The sequence below is a fragment of the Caecibacter sp. AF58-12pH5A genome (assembly GCF_027681725.1).
In the GTDB taxonomy this organism is placed as follows: Bacteria; Bacillota; Negativicutes; order Veillonellales; family Megasphaeraceae; genus Megasphaera; species Megasphaera hominis.
The window spans coordinates 137,858-158,597 of record NZ_JAQDBC010000004.1 but is presented as its reverse complement, the minus strand read 5'-3'; the positions used below and the strand labels follow the sequence as shown (position 1 = coordinate 158,597).

Below are 20,740 nucleotides of genomic sequence, written 5' to 3'. Positions count from 1 at the left end.
GATGCAAATAAAAAGAGGATGTGGACAAAATGATTTCTCATTTTGTCACATCCCCTTTTATATTGGAAAGGAGAGACTCTCTTTTGGAAATAAGGGAAGTACCTGCGCAACAGCTGCAACTGCTGTACAAACCGGATTTATTTATTTTTGATATGGACGGTCTTATGTTTGACACAGAACGGATTTCCGTACCTTGCTGGCGGGCCGCAGGAAAAAAATATGGTATTACCCTGAGCGATTCCTTTTTTGATCGTATTTTTGGCATGAACGACCGGCAAATCAAAGAAGTCTTTCTCCAAACCTTTGGCAGGGACTTTCCGTATAAGGCCATGCACACAGAAAAGGCGGCAGCCCAGCTGGCTATATATGAACAGTCCGGCGCACCGCTGGAGCCGGGCCTGAGGGAATGTCTGGACTACGCCCAAACGGCGGGCATTGCCTGTGCTGTTGCTTCGTCTTCCTCTGAAAAGACGGTGCGCATGCTGCTTGAAAAGGCCGGCCTTACGTCTTATTTTTGTCTTATTCAGAGCGGTGCCGAACTGGCGCATAGCAAGCCTGCGCCGGATATCTTTCAACGCGTTTGTGAGCAGCTCCACGTTGTGCCAGCAGCGGCACTGGTTTTTGAAGACTCGGCCAATGGCCTGCTGGCTGCCCGGGCGGCAGGTATCCCGGCCATTTGGGTGCCGGATCTTGTCCGCGTGCCCGACGTAGTGGTGGCATCGGCCTGGCATACGTGTCAGACCTTGGGGGACGTGCCGGCGCTAATCGACCGGCTGCAGGAAAAGAGAGGAGAACGTTATAGTAATGGTAAGATCTAAACAAGAAAAAATGATGCTATGGATGACTGTATTTATGGGCATGCTGGCAGCGATTGCGCCGCTATCGACAGATATGTATTTGCCGGGCTTGCCAGCCATGATGGCCGATTTTGCTGTCTCGCCGTCCATGATCCAGCTGACCCTGACGGCCTCTATGGCAGGCATGGCCGCCGGCCAGATTATTTCCGGTCCCGTTAGCGATAAAAAAGGGCGCCGCCGGCCTCTTTTTTTGGGGATGGCCATTTTTTCCCTGTCGTCCCTGGCCTGCATTTTATCCCACACGATCTATTGGTTATTGTTGTTCCGCTTTATTCAGGGCTTTTCCGGTGGTGCCGGTATCGTCATTGCCCGGGCCATTGCCCGTGATCTTTGCCGCGGTACTGCCCTGACAAAGCTCTTTTCCATGCTCATGCTGGTCAATGGTTTGGCACCTATTTTAGCGCCGGTGATTGGCGGCCAGATTTTGCGCTTTTCCTCATGGCGCGGTATTTTCTGGCTTCTTGTCAGCATTGGCATCGTGTTGGCCGTTTGTGCCTGGCTCATGCCGGAAACGCTGCCGCAAAAACGGCGTCTGGTCAGCAACGCTGCCGGTGGCCTGAAGCAGTTTGGTTCACTCTTTGGTGACCGTTATTTTATGGGCCATTGCCTGATGCAGTGCTTTGCCTTTGCCGCTTTCTTTGCTTATATTTCCGGCTCGTCCTTTGTCTTTCAGAATGTGTATCACGTGAGTCCCCAGGCGTTTAGCCTCATTTTCGGTCTCAATGGCATTGGCCTCATGATCAGTGGCGCTGTTACGGGACGCCTGACCGGCCGCATTGCCGACTGGCGTATGCTGCGCGTTGTCCTTTGGGTGGCCCTCATTGGCAGCGGACTGCTGCTCCTGGGCTTTTTAGCCGGCCTGCCTGTATATGCGATTATTACCATTCTCTTCTTTACGGTGGCAACGCTGGCGTCTATGTCGACGACGAGCTTTTCCCTGGCCATGCAGGCCCAGGGGAAACAGGCCGGCAGTGCTTCGGCATTGATCGGTTTCTTTTCTATGATTTCCGGCGCTGTCATGGCTCCTGTCGTCGGTATTGCCGGAAGTTATACAGCGATTCCTATGGGCCTGGTCATGGTTTTTGGTGAAGCCGGCGCACTGCTATCATTTTATTTTCTTATTTATCCGGCTCATACGCATAGCCAGAATAGGCAGGATATGATACAATGATGTTATAAAATCTAATGAGGTGATATTATGAACGCTAAAGCAGAAAAATTTAAGGCTTATTATGACGAACACGATCCTAAGGCATTTACGGCTGAAGAAGTAAAAGACGATCAGATGCATACGGTTGTTTTCCGTTCTTCCATCGAAGTAAAGGGCCAGCGTCTGCCCTTGGTTGTACTGGCAGATGACAGCATCTATTTCATTACCCGTGTCATTATCGCCGGCCAGGTAGTCAACGATGACAACCGGGCAAAGATCGTAGATTTCCTGAACCTTTGCAACCAGCAGTATAAGATTTTTAAATTCTACGTAGCACAGGGTGGCGAAATCGTTCTCGATTGCTGCATTGCAGCTACAGAAGAACAGTTTGATCCGGCAATGATCAACGTACTCATTCAGCAGGTCATCTTCCCGTACCTGAATGAGCATTTCACAGAAATTATGGAAAAAATCTAAACAGCAAACGTTTAAAGGCTATGGCTGCCCTCCCAGGCTGGTTCATAGCCTTTTTTCGTTTGTCTGACTGCAAAAAAGCCGTTGTCTCAGACGGGTTACAGTCTGTGACAACGGCTTTTAGTACGGTGTGCTTATTTTGTACTGCGTAAGGATTCCATGAATTTTAAATATTCAGCCTTCGTCATGAGCGGCGTATATCCCTTTAAAATACTTTCTAAGGAAGCTGCATCGGCGTAGAGCAGATCGATGAGCGTCATGGCCAGAACTTTGGTCGTCTTGGCATAGGCTGTTTCCTTTTGGAAGAGATCGAATTCAGCACTGTGCAAGGCCCCGTGGACACTGCCGACATAGGGATGGATGCAGGGCATAATATAAGAAATGTCGCCCATATCGGTGCTGCCGGAATCGAAAGGCGGCTGGGCATCGACGTGCTCTTTGCCGAAGATTTCGTTGGAATTGGCTTCCAGCAGGTCACACATGGCCTGATTTTGGAACATGGGCAGGTAGCCCGGCATATTTTTTATTTCACATGTAGCGCCTACGGCGTCAGCGCCGGCTTTTAAGGCTCTGTCTACAGCTTCATTATAATGCTTCATGGCATCGGCTGACGCAGCGCGGACGTAGCTTTCCATGCGGACGAAATCCGGTACGACGTTGACCAGGTCCCCGCCGCTGGTAATGATGGGATGGAAGCGGACGTGGTCTTTTTCCTGGAAGGTTTCACGCAGGGCATTGACACCCATGACACCGAGCATGCAGGCATTGAGGGCGTTGACTCCTTCGTGGGGAGCAGCTGCCGCATGCGCTGCGTGGCCATGGTAGTCAATCAATTTCGTGATAAAGCCATTGCAACGGGCATTAATGCGGATGTCACCTTCCGGATCGTCCGTCGGGTTGACGTGCATCTGCATGGCCGCATCAATATCGTCGAAGCCGCCTTGGCGGATGATTTCCTGCTTGCCGCCAAAGAAATGAATTTTCCCTTTTTCCATCAGTTGTTCCCGGTATTCAATTTCAATGCATTCTTCACTGGGGACGGCAAAGAAGACGACGTCGCCACCGAGATACTGCATGGCATTCGTATCTTTTAAGGCCATGGCTACACCGAGCATGTCCGAAACCTGGACGTTATGGCCGCAGCAGTGGGCTGCGCCCGTAACGGGATCGGCTGATGGATGACGGCGGCAGACGACAGAATCGAGTTCGCCCATAACGGCGATGGTCCGTTTGGAAGCGGCCCCGGTCAGGCGTCCTTTGACGCCGGTCAGGCCCCAGCCCGTCGTATAGGGAATACCGAGCTTATCAAATTCCTTTTGGATTTTAGCCGAAGTCTTTGTTTCTTTATAGCCGAGTTCCGATTCTGCGAAGACGGATTCCCCAAAGGCAACCATTTCTTCATAGCGTTTGTCAATTGCTTCGCAGACTTGTTTTTTCAGTTCTTCTTTGGTCATACTGTAAAACCTCCTTGTATGCAAATAATCCGGCCTGGGCCGGATTATTTGGTTCGTATTAGATAACGCCTTCTAAGTGGAGCATGACTTCTGCCATGAGGGTAGCGCAGATGAAAGTACCCGAGGCTACCATGAGGGCAACCGGTACAATACGCCAGGAAAGACGTTTAAAAGCAGGAATATCTTTGCCCAGGGAGAGACCGCCGTAGGCGAGAATCGGCGTGCAGGCAGCCAGGAAGTTGACCGGATTCGTAGCGGCTGTAATCGTCGTAGCGCCCGGTACGGACGGAATGGATACGATAACAGCGATGATGGAAACCCAGAAAACGACAGGCAGCTTCTTCAGGCCCGGGATACGGGCGATGAGAATACCGGCAAAGCAGATAGCAATAATCATGAGACAACCGATAAAATCATCAGCCGGATTGACTTTGAAGCCGACGAAATTGCCAATCAGTGTCAGAACACCGGTGAGGCAGAGAATGAACAGGTCGTCGCCAAGGGAGGATTTTTCCCGTACTTCTTTGGCTTCTTCTTCTTCCTTAGCAATCGTATCGGCTACGGCGTTTTCCTGTACTTCACCAGCAGCGACTTCTTCATGTCTCTTACGGCCTGTTACCCATTCATATACTTTAATCGTAACCGGCAGGGAAATGAAGAGGGAGAAATAGATGCCGATGACCGAGGTCATGAGGTTGGCAGCGCCGGCAAAGGCTGTAATCTTTTCTGTTTCTTCCGGAAAAACGGCGACGATCGAGCCGACGGAAGCAGCCATCATACTGGCCGAACCAATGCCACCGCCCATAGCCAGGGCATAAGGATGGAAGAGGCCTGTACGGGCGATGATGCCGGCGAGGATGGAAATCCAAAGCGCGCCGAACAGGGTGCCGCAAATGTACATGCCCATTACGCCGCGGCCTTCAGGCGAGAAGATACCGAACTTTTCAGCGATAATGGCGACGTTGGCTTCACGGTCGATGGAGTAGCAGGCGCCGATGGCTTCGCGGCCCATTTTTAAGAGAATGGCCGTCGGCAGACCGAAGATCAGCGTACCGAAGAAATGACCAAATTCCTGCATGATCAGGGCAATGCCGGAGTTCAGTAAGAGGTGCAGGTTCGGGCCGATGCCTAAGCCAATCTTGGCGATGAGGAACAACATGGTAATACTCATCAGGTTGCCGGCCCGGGTCATCTGTTTTTCATTTAAAATATGGAATGAAGGATAACTGATAATACCGCCGAGAACCAGGGCGTAGAGCATGGGCAGGAAAATGACCAGGCCGTGCTTTTGGATACCAATGGTTTCGGCTACGATGACGAGGATCAGCGCAAAGAGATGGATGCGCCAGTTTTTTACTAAGTCCACTAATAGTAGCCTCCTTTAAAAATAAATCAAGCAAATACACGGCCGATTGGCACGTGTGACATAAAATGAGCAGGCACCTTATATAGGTGTATGCTCATTTTACAATATTTACTCTATAAATACAAATGTCTTTTCCGAGCTTGCATTATAGGAAAATATAATTATACATTACGCGCTGCCAGCTCGTTCAGCGGTTCGTCTGTCCGTTCAAAGGGCAGCTCCGGCTGGGTCTTGAAGAATTCCAGTGCATAAGCCAAACCCGTCGTAGCACCTACGGCCAGGGCGTCTTCATCCAAATCGAATTGCGGCGTATGGTGGTTGGCACCGCTGCCCTTTTCCGGATTGGCAATCCCTGTGAAGGTCATGAGGCCCGGATAGAGACGGGTCAGGATGGCAAAGGTTTCCGATGCCATCCACGGTTCGCACTGGGTCAGGCTGCCGGCGCCGAGTGTTTCTGTGACTGCCTTTTTGGCCAGGTCTACACAGACCGGATTATTCTGTACTTCGTAAAGAGGCTTGGGCATGTCGAGAATATCATAGGTACAATGATAGGTATCGCAGTCATTGCTCAGGAGACGGAAAAATTCATCAAAGAAGCGGCGGCCGGCATGATCATAGCTGAAAAAGCGGCACGTACCGGCAAATTCGAGGCTGTCAGGAACTACGTTTTGCAGCTCGCCACTATGGACACTGCCGACGGAAACGGTCAGGCATTCCTGCGGGGCAATGGCCCGCAGACGCAGCTCCTGCAAATGTGTATGGAAGGATGTGAAGCAATCAATCGGGCTGTAGGCGAGATCCGGACGTGAACCGTGTCCGCCCTTGCCGGCAATGCGGACGCGGAAGCGGAAACCGCCGGCCATGGGGGCATTATCACAAATCGCTACTTTGCCGACGGGAACATCCCAGCGCAGGTGTGTCGCGTAGCAGCTGTCTATGGAAAGACCGCTTTTTTCTTCTAAATAGGGGACGATATAGCGCATAGCCGGTGAATCTTCTTCCCCTTGTTCAAAAAGAATGGCCGCCGTACCGTTCCACTGGTCTTTCGTTTCCTGTAGCAGTTTAGCAACGACCAGCTGCATGGCAATATGACCGTCGTGACCACAGGCATGCATGACGCCAGGCGTTTCCGAACGGACGACACGAGGGCAGGAAAGATTGCTTTCGCTTTCAGTGATCGGCAGGGCATCGATATCAGCACGCAGGAGCAGCGTTTTACCAGGTGCCTGGCCGTCAATGCGGGCCAGGATGCCGCCTTTATCGATATGCTGCCAGGCAATACCAAATTTTGTCAGTTCCTCTTCAATATAGGCCATGGTCTGTGTTTCCTGCCACGAGAGTTCCGGGTGGCGGTGGCAAAAACGACGGATTTCGATGAGTAAAGGAATATTTTTTTCAACCAGTTGTTTACAGTTAATAGCCATAGTAGGTTCCTCCTTGGAGAATAATCTTTCTAAATTATAGCATAAATAATCAATAAAAACAGTGTTTTTTTAATATTTTACAAATATATTATTCTTGCCCGTGCAGGCCAGGCATATGGTCGGGGGTCAAACTTGTATTTCACAGGTATACTATAGTATAATTGGTATACTAAAAGGGGAGAGCTCCCGTTTAGTATATTCTCTTTCGTAATAGAAAGTGAGGAATTCCTGTTGAACCGGATTGTACGCAGCGTACTGCACGCCTTAGAAGAAGCCGGGTATGAGGCTTATCTGGTCGGCGGTGCTGTACGTGATATATTGATGCAGCGCGAACCCCATGATTATGATGTGACTACATCTGCGCGGCCGGAAGAGATCCGCGCTGTCGGTGCGGCGCAAGGCTGGCATACAGTAGAAATAAATAGCGAACGCTTTGGCATTGTCGTCCTTGTTGTCGACGGGATGACCATTGAAACGGCGACCTTTCGTGGGGAAGCCTATGGTGCAGACAGTCATCGGCCGGCTTCGGTCTGGTATGCAGATACCTTGCGGGAAGATGTGTTACGCCGTGATTTTACGGTGAATGCTCTGGCAATGGATCAATATGGGACCGTATATGATTACGTAGGCGGACAGAAGGATCTGCACAAAAAGCGCCTGGTCACCGTCGGAGATGCTACGCGCCGCTTTACGGAAGATGCCCTGCGTTTGTTCCGTGCCTGCCGTTTTACAGGCCAGCTCGGCTTTATACCGGATAAAACAATGCTGCGGGCTATGCCGGCAGCTTTTTATCGCGTACAGGGTCTCTCCTTGGAGCGGGTCGTACAGGAAATTGACCGCCTCATGCTGACGCCGGAGGTCAGCAAGGGCCTCGATGTGCTCGTACGGAGTGGGCTGGGGGCTTGCAGCTGCCGGCAAAAGGAAAACGGTGTCTACCGGGAAGTCCCTATTTTACCGGAACTCAGCCACTTGCCGGAAACGCCCCAGTCACGGCCGTTTCATGTGTTTGATGCCTGGTTTCATACGCTGGCAGCGGTAGCGCATACGCCGGCCGATTTGACAATCCGCTATGCCATGCTGTTTCATGATGTGGCTAAAGGCCTGCCTGGCATTCGTGGAATTCATAAGGGCCGTTTTACCGACTATGGACATGACAACAAAGGGGCAGAAATGGCTGCGGCTATTTTGACACGCTGGGGGAAACGGCCGGCATTTGTGCAACGCGTAGCCTGGCTCGTGCAGACACATATGAAGTTTCACTATTATGCCAATACGGGCGAAGGGGATTTGGAAAAATGGCTGCGCCATGAAGCGCTGCAGGGGCCTTTTCGCCGCACAGAAGAATTGACCGATGCGGTAGAACAGGCGACAGCTGTAGCTGTCGGTGACATTTGGGGCTGCGGCCGTACGGAAGCCAATACCCGGGGGACAGAAGAATTTGGCCGCTTCATGGCTGACCTGGCCCGGGCTATGCCCGTTTCTACTAAAGACCTCCACTACGACCGGCGCCTTACTAGGCGGTGCGGCAAAGAAACAGGAGCCTGTCTGCACAACCTGTTACAGCGTGTGCAAAACGGACAGCTGGATAATGATCCGGATGTATTGTATAAGGCAGCCGAAAAATGGCTGAAACGACAGGGTGAAAAAAATCATGAAGACCAAACAAGATAAAAAAAGAGACAACCAGATGCGCCGGCGCATGTCCAGTTGTATTATCTGCATGTTTATCCTTGTCGTACTGATATTTGGCGAGTTATTCTGGCTGCAAGTCGTACGGCGGGCGGATATGAATGCCATGGCCGATGCCCAGTCTGAAGAAAGCCGGGAAATTACGTCGCCCCGTGGTACCATTCTTGACCGCGATGGCCGCGTTCTGGCCATTAGCGAAATGGCAAAGTCACTTTATGCCGATCCGACGATGATTAACCGCTCACCAGCAGAAATGGCCCATCTCCTGGCACCCTATCTGAGTATTAGCGAAAGCCAGATTCAGGAACGGCTGCAACGGGATACAGCCTTTGTCTGGCTCGATAGGAAAATGGATCACGATAAATACGAAGCCGTAGCGGAACTGATCAAGGATCAGAAACTGCAGGGCCTGCGCTTTAATAATGAAAGCCACCGCTTTTATCCGAACGGTACGATGGCAGCTCAGCTGATCGGCTTTGTCGGTGAAAACGACCGTGGCTTAGACGGTATAGAAATGGTCCTCGATAAGGAAATCAAGGGAGACGTAGAACGCTATCAGCTGTTGACAGACAGTCACAATATCCCTATTTTGGATTCGGCTTTGGAAAAAATACTGCCTAATAAAGAACGGTCCGTACAGCTGACTATCGACAGTACGATCCAGTATGTGGCCGAACAGGGCCTCGATGGCATTATGAAACGCAATCATCCCTCTGGTGCTGCGGTGATCGTTATGAATCCTAAAACGGGGGAAATCCTGGCCATGGCCAGCCGTCCGAATTTCGATCCCAATGACTACGGTAAAGGGAATCAGGAAGCCTACAAGAACCGGGCCGTCGTCAATTTGTATGAACCGGGCTCGACGTTTAAACCGATTATGGCAGCCGCCGCTTTGGCATCGGGAAAATGGGATGTCAACCGCGTGTATCACGATGTGGGCTATATCGACATTGACGATCGTACGATCCATAACTGGGATGATGCGGGTATGGGCAATGTGACGCTGAAGGAAATCATTAAGTTTTCCATTAATACGGCCATGGCCTATATTGGCATGCAAATGGGCGGTAAAATAGAAACGGAATATGCGCACCGCTTTGGCTTTGGCCAGCCCACAGGGATAGAGCTGCCAGGTGAAGGCTCGGGGATTCTTTTTGACGCTGATTCGATGAGCAAGATCGATGAAGCGATTATGGCCATTGGCCAAGGGAACGCCGTAACGCCCTTACAGATGGTCCAGGCGTTTGGTGCCATTGCCAATGGCGGCTATATGATGAAGCCTTTTGTCATCAAGGAAATTGACAATCCCGATGGGTCCATTTATAAAAAAGCGGAACCCGTCGAAGTGGGACAGCCTATTTCGCCGGAAATCAGCCAGACAATCAGCAAAATTATGGCCGAAGAGATTGCGTCTGGCGGCGGGCAAAATGCCAAGGTTGACGGCTATGCTTTTTGCGGCAAGACCGGTACAGCCCAGCGCTTGAATGCAGAAGGTACAGGCTATGCAGAAAATCAATACATCGGTTCTTTCGTTGGCTTTGGGCCTTTGGAAGATCCGCAGTATGTTGTACTGATCGTCGTAGATAATCCGAGTGGTGTATACTATGGTGCCCAAGTAGCGGCGCCTGTATTTAAAGAAATGATGACCCAGATTGTCCGCATCAAAGGCCTGCGTCCTACGGAAGCGACGTCCTTAGCGGGGTTGCCGCAAAAGGCGGACGGACAGCCTAAACCGGCCCGGGTGATTCCGGATGTAAAACGGTCTGATGCAGGTATCCTGGTGCCGTCGTTCCTGGGCTGGGATAACCGGGAAGTCAACGACTGGCTTGACCGGGCAGGGCTGGGCTTTGTGCCGAACGGTGCCGGTCATGCTGTGTATCAGAATCCGCCGGCAGGCACGTATGTACCTGATGGCTCCGATGTACAAGTTACGTTCTTACATTAAAGGGGAGATTTTTATGGTTTTATTGGATGGCAAAGCCGTGGCTGCGTTTCACCGAGAGAAGGTGGAACGGCGGTTATATGATTTTCAGGAACGCCATATACAGCCAGGACTGGCGATTATCTTAGCCGGCAGTGATAAACCCTCTGATTTGTATGCCCGGTCGTTGCAAAAGGTGGCTCAAGGCGTAGGGTTATCAGCAGAAATTTACAGGCTGGCAGAGACGGTATGTGAACATGATCTGATCTCTATGATCACGCATTTTAATGAGGGTAAAAATATTTTTGGTATTCTCATGATGATGCCTTTGCCGCGCCATATTGATGCGGCAAAAGTGATTAACTGTATCAGCCCTGAAAAGGACGTCGATGGCCTGACGGACAGCAATGTAGCCCGTCTCTTTTCAGGCCGTCCCGGATTTGTTCCCTGTACGCCCCGGGCTGTCATGGCAATTCTGGATTATTATCATATTTCTTTGACGGGGAAAGAGGTGGTGATTATCGGGAGAAGCAATGTAGTTGGCAAACCTTTGGCGCAGCTTTGCCTGAACCGCAATGCTACGGTGACACATTGTCACACGCGCACGCGCGATTTAGTGGCTGCTGCCCGGCGGGCCGATATTTTGATCAGCGCTGCCGGCTCACCGGGACTGGTGACGGCAGATATGGTAAAACCGGGTGCTATCGTCATCGACGTAGGCATTAACCGGGTAGAAGGGAAGACCGTAGGTGATGTAGAGTTTGAGGCGGTTTCACAAATCGCCGGTGCAGTGACACCCGTGCCAGGTGGCGTAGGCGCTGTAACGACCATGATGGTATTGGAAAATGCTGTGTGCGGCATAGAAAACAGAGCATAAATTAAATTTATCTGAATGAAGGTGTTAGCATGCATTTAATGGATAATTTTCTTATTTATTATTTGCAACGATTCGACAAATACTGCTTTGATGTAGTATTGCATGGGAAACATTATACGATTGGTACGGGCGAACCCTTATTTCGCGTTATCTTTCATAAAGACATCCCAAAGAAAGAATTGCTGACTTCGACTTCTTTATCCTTAGGGGAAGCTTTTATGCGGGGAGATTTGGAAATTGAAGGGGATTTATTCACGGTATTGGAATGCCTGCTCGAACAGGTAGATCAGTTCTCTTTAGACAGAAGTGCCGTCAATTCGCTTCTGTATCCGTCGGAAGACAAGACGACACAGCGTGAAGAAGTATGCTCCCATTACGACTTGGGCAATGATTTCTATAAGCTCTGGCTTGATCCGACACTGAGTTATTCCTGTGCGTATTTCAAGCATGATGACGATACGCTGGAAGAAGCCCAGAAAAATAAGGTTCATTATATTTTATCCAAGCTGCACCTGGAAAAAGGACAAAGCCTTCTCGATATTGGCTGCGGCTGGGGGTATTTGCTCATTGAAGCCGCGCAAAAGTACGGTGTCAAGGGCTATGGCTGCACCCTGAGCCACGAACAGTGGGCGATGGGACAGGAACGGATCAAGGCGTTAGGCCTGGAAGATCAGGTGCATATCGATCTTCTCGACTATCGTGATCTGCCCAAAAAAGACATCAAATTCGATCGCGTCGTCAGTGTAGGCATGCTTGAACACGTAGGCCGGTCCCAGTTTGAACGGTATATGAATGTCGTTGATAAGGTCATGAAGGACGGAGGCCTGTTCCTCCTCCATTACATCGATGGCCGGGACGAACAGAACAGCAATCCGTGGATGCGCAAGTATATCTTCCCGGGCGGTACGTTGCCGACAATCTATGAAATCGTAGAATTGGCGTACAAGGGACCGTTCCAGCTCCTCGATGCTGAAAGCCTGCGCCGGCACTACTACAAGACACTGAGCTGCTGGTATCATAATTTCCAGAAGGTCCGCGACCAGGTAGCTGCCGATAAGGGTGAAGAATTTGTCCGCATGTGGGATCTCTATCTGTGCGGCTGCGCGGTCGCCTTCTATATCGGTTATATCGATGTGCACCAGCTCCTCTTTACGAAGGGCACGAATAATGACCTGCCTATGACACGGTGGTACTAAAAAGTAAACGTTCCGAATCAATAAAAAGTGCTACCATTTCAGAAAAAATGATTCTTAGGTAATATACAATTCGCTTTGTTTATGCTATACTATTCATATAAGATATGATATGGTACGTAGTGCCCATTCATATTTACTACAGTTTCGTTTTATCTCTGAAGGGGGTAAGGAACATGGCAGTAGAATTTTACAAATGCGAATTGTGCGGCAATATTATTGCAGTTATCAAATCCGGTGGCGGCACAAATCTTACGTGCTGTGGACAGCCTATGGTACATCTCGTACCGGGTGCAGTTGATGCAGCAACGGAAAAACATACGCCGGCTGTAGAAAAGGGCGATAAGATGATGCATGTAACGGTTGGCTCCGTAGAACATCCTATGCTTGACAACCATTTCATCGAATGGATTGCCTTAGCCAGTGAAGGCAAATTGCTCTTCAAATATCTGAAACCGGGTGAAAAACCGGAAACAGAATTCCATCTCGTCGGTTCCGGTACAGTATATGCGTACTGTAATCTGCACGGCCTGTGGAAAACAGAAATCTAAGTATCAGGCAGTATGTGGCGGGCCCGCTTTCACGGGCCCGCTTTTTTTGCAGGAAACATAAAAAGGAGAATACAATTTTGAAAAAGATATGGCTGATCCGCCACGGTGAAAGTACAGCAAATGCCGGAGCTGCCACGGAAGACCATCGTACGATTCCCTTGTCTCCGCTGGGAGAAGAACAGGCTAAGGCTGTCAGCCTGTTCGTGCCCCGTCCTGATCTCATCATCACCTCACCGTACGTACGGGCCCGGCAGACGGCAGCTCCCCTGTGCCGCTTATATCCGGACGTGCCTGTAGAAGTTTGGCCGGCAGTGCATGAATTTGTGTACCTTTCGCCCCGTACCTGCGTAGGTACGACGTCGGCCCAGCGACGGCCCAGGGTGATTGCGTATTGGCGCAACCTGGATCCGGATTATGTGGATGCCGGTGATGCAGAGAGCTATAGAGAACTCGTGTCACGCATTACAGAAACCCTGGCTGCACTGGAAAAGCGGCACGAGCATTTCATCGTCGTTTTTACGCACGCCCAGTTCATTCGCAACCTGCTCCTCGTCCGGCACGAGCCCGGGTTGGCAGCAGCTGCCTATATGCGCCGCTTTCTGCATAGTCCGGCTGTCAAAAATGGCCAAATCGTTGAAATCACGCTGCCATAATCTATGGGCGGTAACGTTGACAGGAATTCGTAATTGTGATAGAATAACAACACTGCATTGTGTGCAGAAAATATCTAATTATTTACTATGAGGTGATGTAGAAATGGCAACGAGGAGAGACCCGCGTTTTAAGGAATGTCGCCGGTTCGGACTGAATGTGTACGGACATCCTAAGGCATTAAAACGCGTTAAGAAAGATCAGCGTCAGAAGAAAATGTCTGAATATGGCACACAGTTATTGGAAAAACAGAAGCTCCGTGCATACTACAACTTGCTGGAACGTCAGTTTGTCCGTTATTATGATAAAGCTAAGAAGATGGAAGGCGTTACAGGCCAGAACATGCTGAAACTGCTGGAATGCCGCCTCGATAACCTGGTTTATCGTATTGGCTTCGCTAATTCCATCCGTCAGGCTCGTCAGATGGTAAACCACGGCCACATCCTTGTCGATGGCAAACGGTGCGATATTCCGTCGGCTAACGTCAAAGTTGGTTCCGTTATTTCCCTGAAAGAAAGCTCTCGTTCGAATGAAATGTTCAAAAAATCTTTCACAGAACTGAAATCTTTCGATGTCGCTTATATCGACAAAGACTTCGATAACTTTGCTGGTACCCTTACCCGCATTCCGGAACGTGACGAACTCCCTATCGAAATCAACGAAACGCTTATCGTCGAATTGTACAGCAAATAATAATCATATTTGGCGATACACAAACCTATGCAGAAAACAGGAAACCTTCGGGTTTCCTGTTTTTTTTATAACGCCGTGCAGGCTCCGTTTGTGATACATTGCTTTCCGTGATACAATCGAAGTATCATTTTGTTACCTACGAGGAGGAGTTTGTATGAAATCCCGCATTTATATTATTGGCTGTGGCGGCACCATTGCCGGCCGGGCCGGTGCTGCTGATGAATTGCTTGGTTATCAGGCCGGTGAGGTTTCTGTTGCCGAATTGATTGCGTCCGTACCGGCATTGACCGAATACGCGTCTATTGCAGGCGAGCAATACTGCAATATCGATAGTTCGTCTATGACGGAAGAGCTGTTAACCGGCCTCTCAGGACGGATTCAGGCCGTAGCAGACCGGAACGATGTTGACGGTATCGTCGTGACACACGGTACGGATTCTATGGACGAAACAGCCTATTTTCTCAATCTGACTGTGCATACACACAAGCCTATTGTGATCGTCGGCGCCATGCGTCCGGCTACGGCTATCAGTGCCGATGGCCCGTTAAACCTGCTGGAAGCTGTACGGCTTGCGGCCTGCCCGGAAGCCGGTGACTATGGCGTTTTGCAGCTCATGAATAGCTCTATCTGCGCGGCCCGGTACGTAGAAAAAACAGATACGACACATGTACACGCTTTTTCTGATGGCCAGTTAGGCTATGTGGGTTTTATGCAGGACGGTGTCCCCGTTTTTTATCAAAAGCCTTTGCGTAAGCATACGTATGCATCCGAATGGACGTGCCGGGCTGGAAAACGCCTGCCGGCAGTATGGATCATCTATTGCCATATCGGCATGAGTGAAGACCTCATCGAAGCTGCATTGACAGCGCATGCAGAGGGACTGGTATTTTGTGGCTTTGGCCATGGCAACCTGCCTCTTTATCTTAAGGCAGGAATCGAAAAGGCCCTGAGCCAGGGTGTCGTCGTTGTCCGTGCGACGCGGGCTTCCGGCGGTATCGTCAGTCCTGTGCCGCAATGGCCCGGCGTCGTCGCCGCAGATAATCTGTCACCGCAAAAGGCGCGACTCCTGTTACAGCTCATACTGGAAAAAACACACGATCCGGAAGCAGTACAACAGTACTTCCAGCTGTACTGACAGGCGTCAGCCTTGTGACACGGCGTGCTATATGATAAAATATGATAAATAGAGTCAATCATCGGGCTGGCAGTGTTTGGCCTGATATAACGAGTACTATAGACCTTGGATAGGAGTGGAATACCATGAAAAAATATACGAAGTTTCTGGCAGTAGCAGCCCTTGCCGCAGCCATGAGCAGCGGCGTCATGGCTGCAGGTACTGTCAGTGGTTTACAGGATATTGACAGCTATTGGGGTAAGAGTGCAATAGAATATTTCTATGATAATCATTATATTAGCGGCAGCAACGGGTATTTCTATCCGAATGATCCGATTACGCGGGAAAGCATTGCCTCTATTTTGGATAACATGCTGGGTGAAAACGATGCTGTCCTGCGCTCTGATTTTAAAGACGTTCGCGGCCGCTGGTCTGAACGGGCCATTGCTTCGCTCGTAGATAAGCAGATTATGAGCGGCTACAAGGACAATACGTTCCGCCCGACACAGGATATTACGCGTCAGGAATTTGCCGTAATTGCCTACAATTATATGAACTATAAAGGCATTATCGTACAGGATACGGCAACGCCGTATGCCGACGAAGCGTCTATTGCACCGTGGGCGAAAAAAGCCGTCAATACGTTGTCTGCTGCCGGCTATATGCAGGGCGCCAACAACTATTTCCATCCAAACCAAAAGGTAACCCGCGGGGAAGCCGTCAACGTATTGTACCGCATTATCAACAACAGCCAGGGCAGTTCGGAAAAGCAGAATAGCCTGCAGACACAGGTCTTTAAAGATGTGACTGACGTATACGGTTCGGTCAAAAACTTTGCCAAGGATGGCATTATGTACTGGATGGATAATAAACTTCACGTAGGCGTGAAGACCAAGGCTAACCAGGATAAGCTGGAACAGGTCATTGCTACGGATTCGGAAATCCCTGCAGGCAGTGTCATTGTCCAGCGTTCGACATACAGCTATAACGACTATAAAAATATCAAGGCTCAGGCAGAAAAGATCTATCGCGCGTCTGAACCGACGGGCACGGCTGTAGAAACGAAAGAAGACTATTTGAATGAACGCGTAGACTTGATCGTCCCGTCGATCAGCAAAGAAACACAAGCTGCGTTAAATAAACAGCTGGGCAGTGTACTGCGCATTGTCATCCAGTAAATCAGGCAGGAGGAATAATCATGGTTAAGCGAAAGAAAGTTTTGGCTGTCTTGACAGCCCTCGTTGCCTGCACGTCTTTTTCTGTGTTCGCAGCTGCGCCCTATACCGATCTGGGCGGCTTGAAGAGCCGCGTGGCGATCGATTACCTTTACGATAATAACTGCCTGACCTTTGCGCCGGGCACAACCTTTTCACCACAGCAGGTGCTGACCCGTGGCGATTTGGCACAACTTATTTATGGCACGGCTTTGAATTTGCCGACGGCACCGCTGAATTTTACAGACGCGCCGTCACCGAAGGCCAACGATGCGATGGCCGCCGTTGCCTCTCATGGCATTCTGCAGGGCTATGCGGATGGCTCGTTTAAACCCGACCAGCCGGTGACGCGGGAAGAATTTGCTGCCGTTTTATATCAGTATTTAAAGTACTGCGGCCTTACGGATGTCTCGCGTACAGTGGCACCCTATGCGGACCAGGCCTCTATCGATGCGGCAGACCTGGAAGCGGTACAGTACTTGCATAATAAAAATCTCATGCTCTCAGCGGACAACCTGTTTCGTCCCAAAGACGGTATAACCCGGGCGGAAGCAGCAGAAACCATGTACCACGTGAGCCATTCTGACGGCGATTACGTATCCCATGTCGATGTAGAACGGCAGGTCATCCGGGCGCTCAACGCGGAATATGGCAGTATGCCTGCCTATTTCCAGCAGGGGACGCTGTATTGGGATGGCAACAAACTCGTCTTAGGCATGAAAACAGGACCGCATATGTTCCTCAATCAACGCCTGAAACGGGATGTCAGCCGCTATGATGTACTGGAAATCCGTCCGGCCCGCTTTGCCCGGAGTGATTATGACCAGCTCATGATGCGGGCTATTAATTGCATTGTTTCGGAAGAAGGCGTACAGAATTATATCGGTGCCATGCCTGATTACAAAGCAGAACAAATCGATGTGATCGTGCGCCGGCCTTTAGCCGTTTCGACCTTGCAAAAATTGGAAGAACGTGTAGGCAAAGGCATTGTCAGAATCCGGGATCTTCAGACCATCGCGGCGGCTAAGCCGGCAGTCCAGGCAGGCGACGCAACGGATGAAGATATGGCAGATACCCAGACGAATACAGATCGTGATGGTGCTAATGTATACTCACCGCTGTATGATACGGCTACGAACAAAGCTGTCGATTCCGTTATTCAAGATACGATTAAGTGAAAAAACAACCTGTTCCTCTTGAAGGAACAGGTTGTTTTTATTAGTCTCCGGAAAGGAGGAGCGTCTGTAATTCTTGCGGCGTATGTACGAGGTAGTCCGGCTGTAACGCTTTCAAAAAAGCCGGATCCCGGAAACCCCAGGTGACGAGGATAGAATCCAGGCCGGCATTATCTGCTGTGCGCTTATCTACCTCCGAATCGCCTATGTACACGGCGTCTTCCTGGGCACAGCCCAGGCGCTTTAAGGCCTCCCAGACCATATCCGGCGCCGGTTTCTTTTGATAAAGCGGTGACTCACCCAGAGAGAACGTAACCAGGCCGGAGAAGAACTCTTCGTGCAGCGTTGTCACGGCAGCCTGCCCCTTGTTGGAAACGATTGCAGTCTGCCGTCCGGCGTCTTTTAAAGCTTGTAATAATTCGCTAATGCCGGCATACAAACATGTATGGCCGGCGCAATGAGCACCGTACCAGTCCTTGAATTCCCGGGCTAATTGTTCTTGTTCCGCCACCGGCAGCTCAGGGACGGCCCGTTGAATCAGGCCGATATAGCCATAGCCCAGGCAGGCGCGGACTTCCTGACTGGTTTTTTCCGGGAGCCCGTGCTGCCGGAAAATGTGGGCTAAGGAGTGGGTTAATTCATCTAACGTATCGAGGACAGTACCGTCCATATCGAAAATAATCGCTTTATATGGTTTCATAATGCATGCCGGAATCGGCATAAGGCCTCCTTTGTTTAACATGCTTTTTATTATACCACGGAATGGGGCGGCGACGAAAACTTACGTCGTAACTGCCTCTTTCTAAACTGGAAGTTGTGTACCATCTATGGTAAAATAGGGCTTAAGATTATGTTATAGGTTATAGAGGAGAGGATGAAATGTCTAGTTATTTGCCGTATATCATACTGGCAGGCGTAGTACTTGTTTTTTTCGTTATTTGCCTGATTTTCTTTTCCGGCAGCAAGGCAGAAAAAAGCCATAAAAAGCAGGAACGGGAAGAAGCCCAGCAGTTAGCGCAAAAGAAAGCAGAAGAAAAGGCCGCCTGGGCACAAATCGAAGCCTTGCACAATGAACGGCAGGCTGAACGGTCTACAGCACGGTCGCATACAGCGCCGGTACCCAAAATATCGACGGTAACTGTACGGGAACGCCGGGAAAATCCGGAAGAAACCGCTTTTGTCACGACTAAAGGGGAAGCCGTTCGCCAGGATGGCCATATTGTCTATAAGGCTGCAGATACGCAGCATAGCCATAAAACGGCAAAGGATAACCTCGACGCTACACGGGTCTTGTCACGTGATGAAATCATCGAGGCTATGGATAAGGTAGATAAAGAAGAAGCGGCTGCTTTCAAGGCGGAAGCAGAAGAAGCCAAAAAACGCCGCGAAGAAGCAGCAGCCCGGGCAGCCGAAAAAGAAGCGGCAGAACGCCAGGCTGCTGAAGCAGAGCGACGCAGAAAACAGGCAGAAGCTCTGCGCCAGCGGCAGGAACAGGCTGCGGCACATAAGAAGGAAGAAACCAAGGATGCCGGCGATCCTTCATTAGCCCATATGGCTGCCGTCGTTTCGGCAGACCTGGCGGCTAAAAATGCACCTGCCGGCGAAGCGGCAGCCACAGCCGCTACGACAGTTATTCCTGCCGTTAAGGTAGCAGCTGCTGTGGCTGATAGTGTCGGCGACCAGACACAGATCATGCCGCCCGTGAAGGCAAGAACACATACCCTCTCATCAAATGCACCAGGTGATGAAACACGCCGTATGGAACCCGTACAGGTAGATACAGCCAGCAAAGATACCGATGCGAACCGGCCTGTACAGGCTGCGGGCAAGACTGCAGACAGACGGACTCAGAGCCGGGCTGCGGCAGAGGCTAGAAAAAGCCCGTGGGGCAATGAATTGCCAGCGTCGGGGACGGAAACACGCCCTGTATCCCACGATTCGATCTGGGCCTCGGATACGGTCGAAAATTCTTCCATTATCCGTGAGTGTGCCCATCACTTCATGGGGCAATATGGTATTGCCACAGAAGCGTTTCAGCAGAATGTCAACAATATTACAGCAGCGGCCTTTAATCGTGTAGGCTGCAAGACCGATGCCGAACGGGAAAAGATGGTAGCACCGCTCATCGTGCAGGAAGCACTGCAGAATTTGCAGAAGGCCTATGTGTCGGATCCACAGGATTATGTTGCTACGATGGGACTGCGTGCTTTTTATGATATCGTCTGCTGCCCTGCCGTGTCTACGCGGCACCTGGTAGCCATCGATGCCCTGAAAGTAATGCCTTACCTGAACCGTTCCCATTATCAGATTTTGGCTCTCTTGCTGCTCTTCCTCTACTCGCGTAATTCCCACAACGTAGATAAGGCGACATTCGGCCAATACATTGAAAAATACGTCATGCCCTTCCTCGACCATTTCCCGACGGAACGGCCTTATTATCAGCAGCTCGACTATTTGCACTGTACGGCGTTAGAAACGAAGGAAACACGCTTTGCCGAAATTCTGGCAGACTCGTATCCGCTCTTGTTCCGTTACCGCGGCTTTACAGAAGAAGAACTGCGCAAGGCCTTGAAGGGACAGCGTATTCCGCGGGAATATATTGTTCGTTCCTTTAATTCGCCGCTTATCAAGTTAGCTCTCGTCGATGATACGATGGCTATCCGCTACTTCCGGACAACCGGTATTACAGAACGGGAAATGCAGGACCGTCTCTTGCGCCTGGCTAAAAAACGGCCGTGTAATTTTACCGGTGAGGAAGCACTGGATGTCATGGAAGATATTTCGCCCGTTCTGGCCGACTTAGGGGATATTTGGGATAGCACGCTCTTACGGATTTCCACCTTGTCTCTCTTGGGCCTCTATTTGGCACAAGGCTATGTGAAAGAAACCATTGGTGAAGAGTTTGACCTGTCACGCTGGTTCGAATAAGGAGGCGAC

At 50.4% G+C, this 20,740-nt stretch carries 18 protein-coding genes; 14 read left to right on the top strand and 4 right to left on the bottom strand.

Features of this window, described 5'->3' with window-relative positions; genetic code table 11:
* Positions 1-83: 83 nt before the first annotated feature.
* The 3 genes from PGX44_RS03725 to PGX44_RS03715 are packed head-to-tail and all read left to right on the top strand — an operon-like array spanning position 84 to position 2,484.
* Positions 84-818 carry an HAD family hydrolase gene (locus PGX44_RS03725; RefSeq protein ID WP_498854306.1) on the top strand — a complete coding sequence of 245 codons (735 nt, stop codon included), beginning with the start codon at positions 84-86 and terminating at the stop codon, positions 816-818.
* Positions 805-2,028, top strand: a complete 1,224-nt coding sequence (locus tag PGX44_RS03720; protein ID WP_498854305.1) for a multidrug effflux MFS transporter — start codon at positions 805-807, stop codon at positions 2,026-2,028. The genes PGX44_RS03725 and PGX44_RS03720 overlap by 14 nt, the downstream gene beginning before the upstream one ends.
* A gap of 27 nt (positions 2,029-2,055) precedes the next feature.
* The gene (locus PGX44_RS03715) at positions 2,056-2,484 is read left to right on the top strand and encodes a type III secretion system chaperone family protein (RefSeq protein WP_498854304.1); all 429 of its coding nucleotides are present in this window, start codon (positions 2,056-2,058) and stop codon (positions 2,482-2,484) included.
* Positions 2,485-2,615: 131 nt separating this feature from the next.
* Here PGX44_RS03715 and PGX44_RS03710 read toward each other — a convergent pair whose 3' ends face one another.
* The 3 genes from PGX44_RS03710 to PGX44_RS03700 all read right to left on the bottom strand — a co-directional run bounded on the left by PGX44_RS03710 (position 2,616) and on the right by PGX44_RS03700 (position 6,725).
* Positions 2,616-3,935 carry an amidohydrolase gene (locus tag PGX44_RS03710; protein WP_498854303.1) on the bottom strand — a complete coding sequence of 440 codons (1,320 nt, stop codon included), beginning with the start codon at positions 3,933-3,935 and terminating at the stop codon, positions 2,616-2,618.
* A gap of 58 nt (positions 3,936-3,993) precedes the next feature.
* On the bottom strand, positions 3,994-5,301 hold the full coding sequence (locus PGX44_RS03705) for a DUF3100 domain-containing protein (protein WP_186502884.1): 1,308 nt from the start codon (positions 5,299-5,301) through the stop codon (positions 3,994-3,996).
* 161 nt (positions 5,302-5,462) lie between these two features.
* On the bottom strand, positions 5,463-6,725 hold the full coding sequence (locus tag PGX44_RS03700; protein ID WP_498854302.1) for a M20 metallopeptidase family protein: 1,263 nt from the start codon (positions 6,723-6,725) through the stop codon (positions 5,463-5,465).
* Between the two features lie 231 nt (positions 6,726-6,956).
* Here PGX44_RS03700 and PGX44_RS03695 point away from each other — a divergent pair, with 231 nt between their 5' ends.
* The 10 genes from PGX44_RS03695 to PGX44_RS03650 all read left to right on the top strand — a co-directional run bounded on the left by PGX44_RS03695 (position 6,957) and on the right by PGX44_RS03650 (position 17,806).
* Entirely contained in the window at positions 6,957-8,396 is a 1,440-nt protein-coding gene (locus PGX44_RS03695; protein ID WP_498854301.1) for a CCA tRNA nucleotidyltransferase, read from the top strand.
* Complete coding sequence (locus PGX44_RS03690) at positions 8,377-10,359, top strand: penicillin-binding transpeptidase domain-containing protein (protein ID WP_498854300.1); 1,983 nt, start codon at positions 8,377-8,379, stop codon at positions 10,357-10,359. Before PGX44_RS03695 ends, PGX44_RS03690 begins: the two co-directional genes overlap by 20 nt.
* A 13-nt stretch (positions 10,360-10,372) precedes the next feature.
* Positions 10,373-11,212: a bifunctional 5,10-methylenetetrahydrofolate dehydrogenase/5,10-methenyltetrahydrofolate cyclohydrolase gene (locus PGX44_RS03685; protein ID WP_498854299.1), complete on the top strand. Its 840-nt coding sequence runs from the start codon at positions 10,373-10,375 to the stop codon at positions 11,210-11,212.
* Between the two features lie 29 nt (positions 11,213-11,241).
* The gene (locus PGX44_RS03680) at positions 11,242-12,408 is read left to right on the top strand and encodes a class I SAM-dependent methyltransferase (RefSeq protein ID WP_498854298.1); all 1,167 of its coding nucleotides are present in this window, start codon (positions 11,242-11,244) and stop codon (positions 12,406-12,408) included.
* 173 nt (positions 12,409-12,581) lie between these two features.
* Positions 12,582-12,956: a desulfoferrodoxin family protein gene (locus PGX44_RS03675; RefSeq protein WP_498854297.1), complete on the top strand. Its 375-nt coding sequence runs from the start codon at positions 12,582-12,584 to the stop codon at positions 12,954-12,956.
* 77 nt (positions 12,957-13,033) lie between these two features.
* Positions 13,034-13,609 (top strand): histidine phosphatase family protein, encoded by a 576-nt coding sequence (locus tag PGX44_RS03670; RefSeq protein WP_498854296.1) that lies wholly within the window; start codon positions 13,034-13,036, stop codon positions 13,607-13,609.
* Positions 13,610-13,712: 103 nt separating this feature from the next.
* Complete coding sequence (rpsD, locus tag PGX44_RS03665; protein ID WP_186502892.1) at positions 13,713-14,300, top strand: 30S ribosomal protein S4; 588 nt, start codon at positions 13,713-13,715, stop codon at positions 14,298-14,300.
* 154 nt (positions 14,301-14,454) lie between these two features.
* Entirely contained in the window at positions 14,455-15,435 is a 981-nt protein-coding gene (locus PGX44_RS03660; protein WP_498854295.1) for an asparaginase, read from the top strand.
* A 125-nt stretch (positions 15,436-15,560) separates the two neighbouring features.
* Positions 15,561-16,592 carry an S-layer homology domain-containing protein gene (locus tag PGX44_RS03655; RefSeq protein ID WP_498854294.1) on the top strand — a complete coding sequence of 344 codons (1,032 nt, stop codon included), beginning with the start codon at positions 15,561-15,563 and terminating at the stop codon, positions 16,590-16,592.
* A 20-nt stretch (positions 16,593-16,612) separates the two neighbouring features.
* Positions 16,613-17,806 carry an S-layer homology domain-containing protein gene (locus tag PGX44_RS03650; RefSeq protein WP_498854293.1) on the top strand — a complete coding sequence of 398 codons (1,194 nt, stop codon included), beginning with the start codon at positions 16,613-16,615 and terminating at the stop codon, positions 17,804-17,806.
* A gap of 40 nt (positions 17,807-17,846) precedes the next feature.
* Here the strand turns inward: PGX44_RS03650 and PGX44_RS03645 are convergent, their stop codons facing one another.
* On the bottom strand, positions 17,847-18,503 hold the full coding sequence (locus PGX44_RS03645; protein WP_498854292.1) for an HAD family hydrolase: 657 nt from the start codon (positions 18,501-18,503) through the stop codon (positions 17,847-17,849).
* A gap of 179 nt (positions 18,504-18,682) precedes the next feature.
* Between PGX44_RS03645 and PGX44_RS03640 the strand changes: the two genes are divergently transcribed.
* Positions 18,683-20,731 (top strand): LPO_1073/Vpar_1526 family protein, encoded by a 2,049-nt coding sequence (locus PGX44_RS03640; protein WP_498854291.1) that lies wholly within the window; start codon positions 18,683-18,685, stop codon positions 20,729-20,731.
* The last annotated feature ends 9 nt before the right edge of the window (positions 20,732-20,740 follow it).

Bases quoted from the DNA above. Each gene is read 5' to 3' on its own strand.
- PGX44_RS03685 (WP_498854299.1), top strand. From the start codon at position 10,373: ATGGTTTTATTGGATGGCAAAGCCGTGGCTGCGTTTCACCGAGAGAAG.
- PGX44_RS03640 (WP_498854291.1), top strand. From the start codon at position 18,683: ATGTCTAGTTATTTGCCGTATATCATACTGGCAGGCGTAGTACTTGTT.
- PGX44_RS03710 (WP_498854303.1), bottom strand. From the start codon at position 3,935: ATGACCAAAGAAGAACTGAAAAAACAAGTCTGCGAAGCAATTGACAAA.
- PGX44_RS03660 (WP_498854295.1), top strand. From the start codon at position 14,455: ATGAAATCCCGCATTTATATTATTGGCTGTGGCGGCACCATTGCCGGC.
- PGX44_RS03720 (WP_498854305.1), top strand. From the start codon at position 805: ATGGTAAGATCTAAACAAGAAAAAATGATGCTATGGATGACTGTATTT.
- PGX44_RS03680 (WP_498854298.1), top strand. From the start codon at position 11,242: ATGCATTTAATGGATAATTTTCTTATTTATTATTTGCAACGATTCGAC.
- PGX44_RS03655 (WP_498854294.1), top strand. From the start codon at position 15,561: ATGAAAAAATATACGAAGTTTCTGGCAGTAGCAGCCCTTGCCGCAGCC.
- PGX44_RS03650 (WP_498854293.1), top strand. From the start codon at position 16,613: ATGGTTAAGCGAAAGAAAGTTTTGGCTGTCTTGACAGCCCTCGTTGCC.
- PGX44_RS03645 (WP_498854292.1), bottom strand. From the start codon at position 18,503: ATGAAACCATATAAAGCGATTATTTTCGATATGGACGGTACTGTCCTC.
- PGX44_RS03675 (WP_498854297.1), top strand. From the start codon at position 12,582: ATGGCAGTAGAATTTTACAAATGCGAATTGTGCGGCAATATTATTGCA.
- PGX44_RS03700 (WP_498854302.1), bottom strand. From the start codon at position 6,725: ATGGCTATTAACTGTAAACAACTGGTTGAAAAAAATATTCCTTTACTC.
- PGX44_RS03690 (WP_498854300.1), top strand. From the start codon at position 8,377: ATGAAGACCAAACAAGATAAAAAAAGAGACAACCAGATGCGCCGGCGC.
- rpsD (WP_186502892.1), top strand. From the start codon at position 13,713: ATGGCAACGAGGAGAGACCCGCGTTTTAAGGAATGTCGCCGGTTCGGA.
- PGX44_RS03715 (WP_498854304.1), top strand. From the start codon at position 2,056: ATGAACGCTAAAGCAGAAAAATTTAAGGCTTATTATGACGAACACGAT.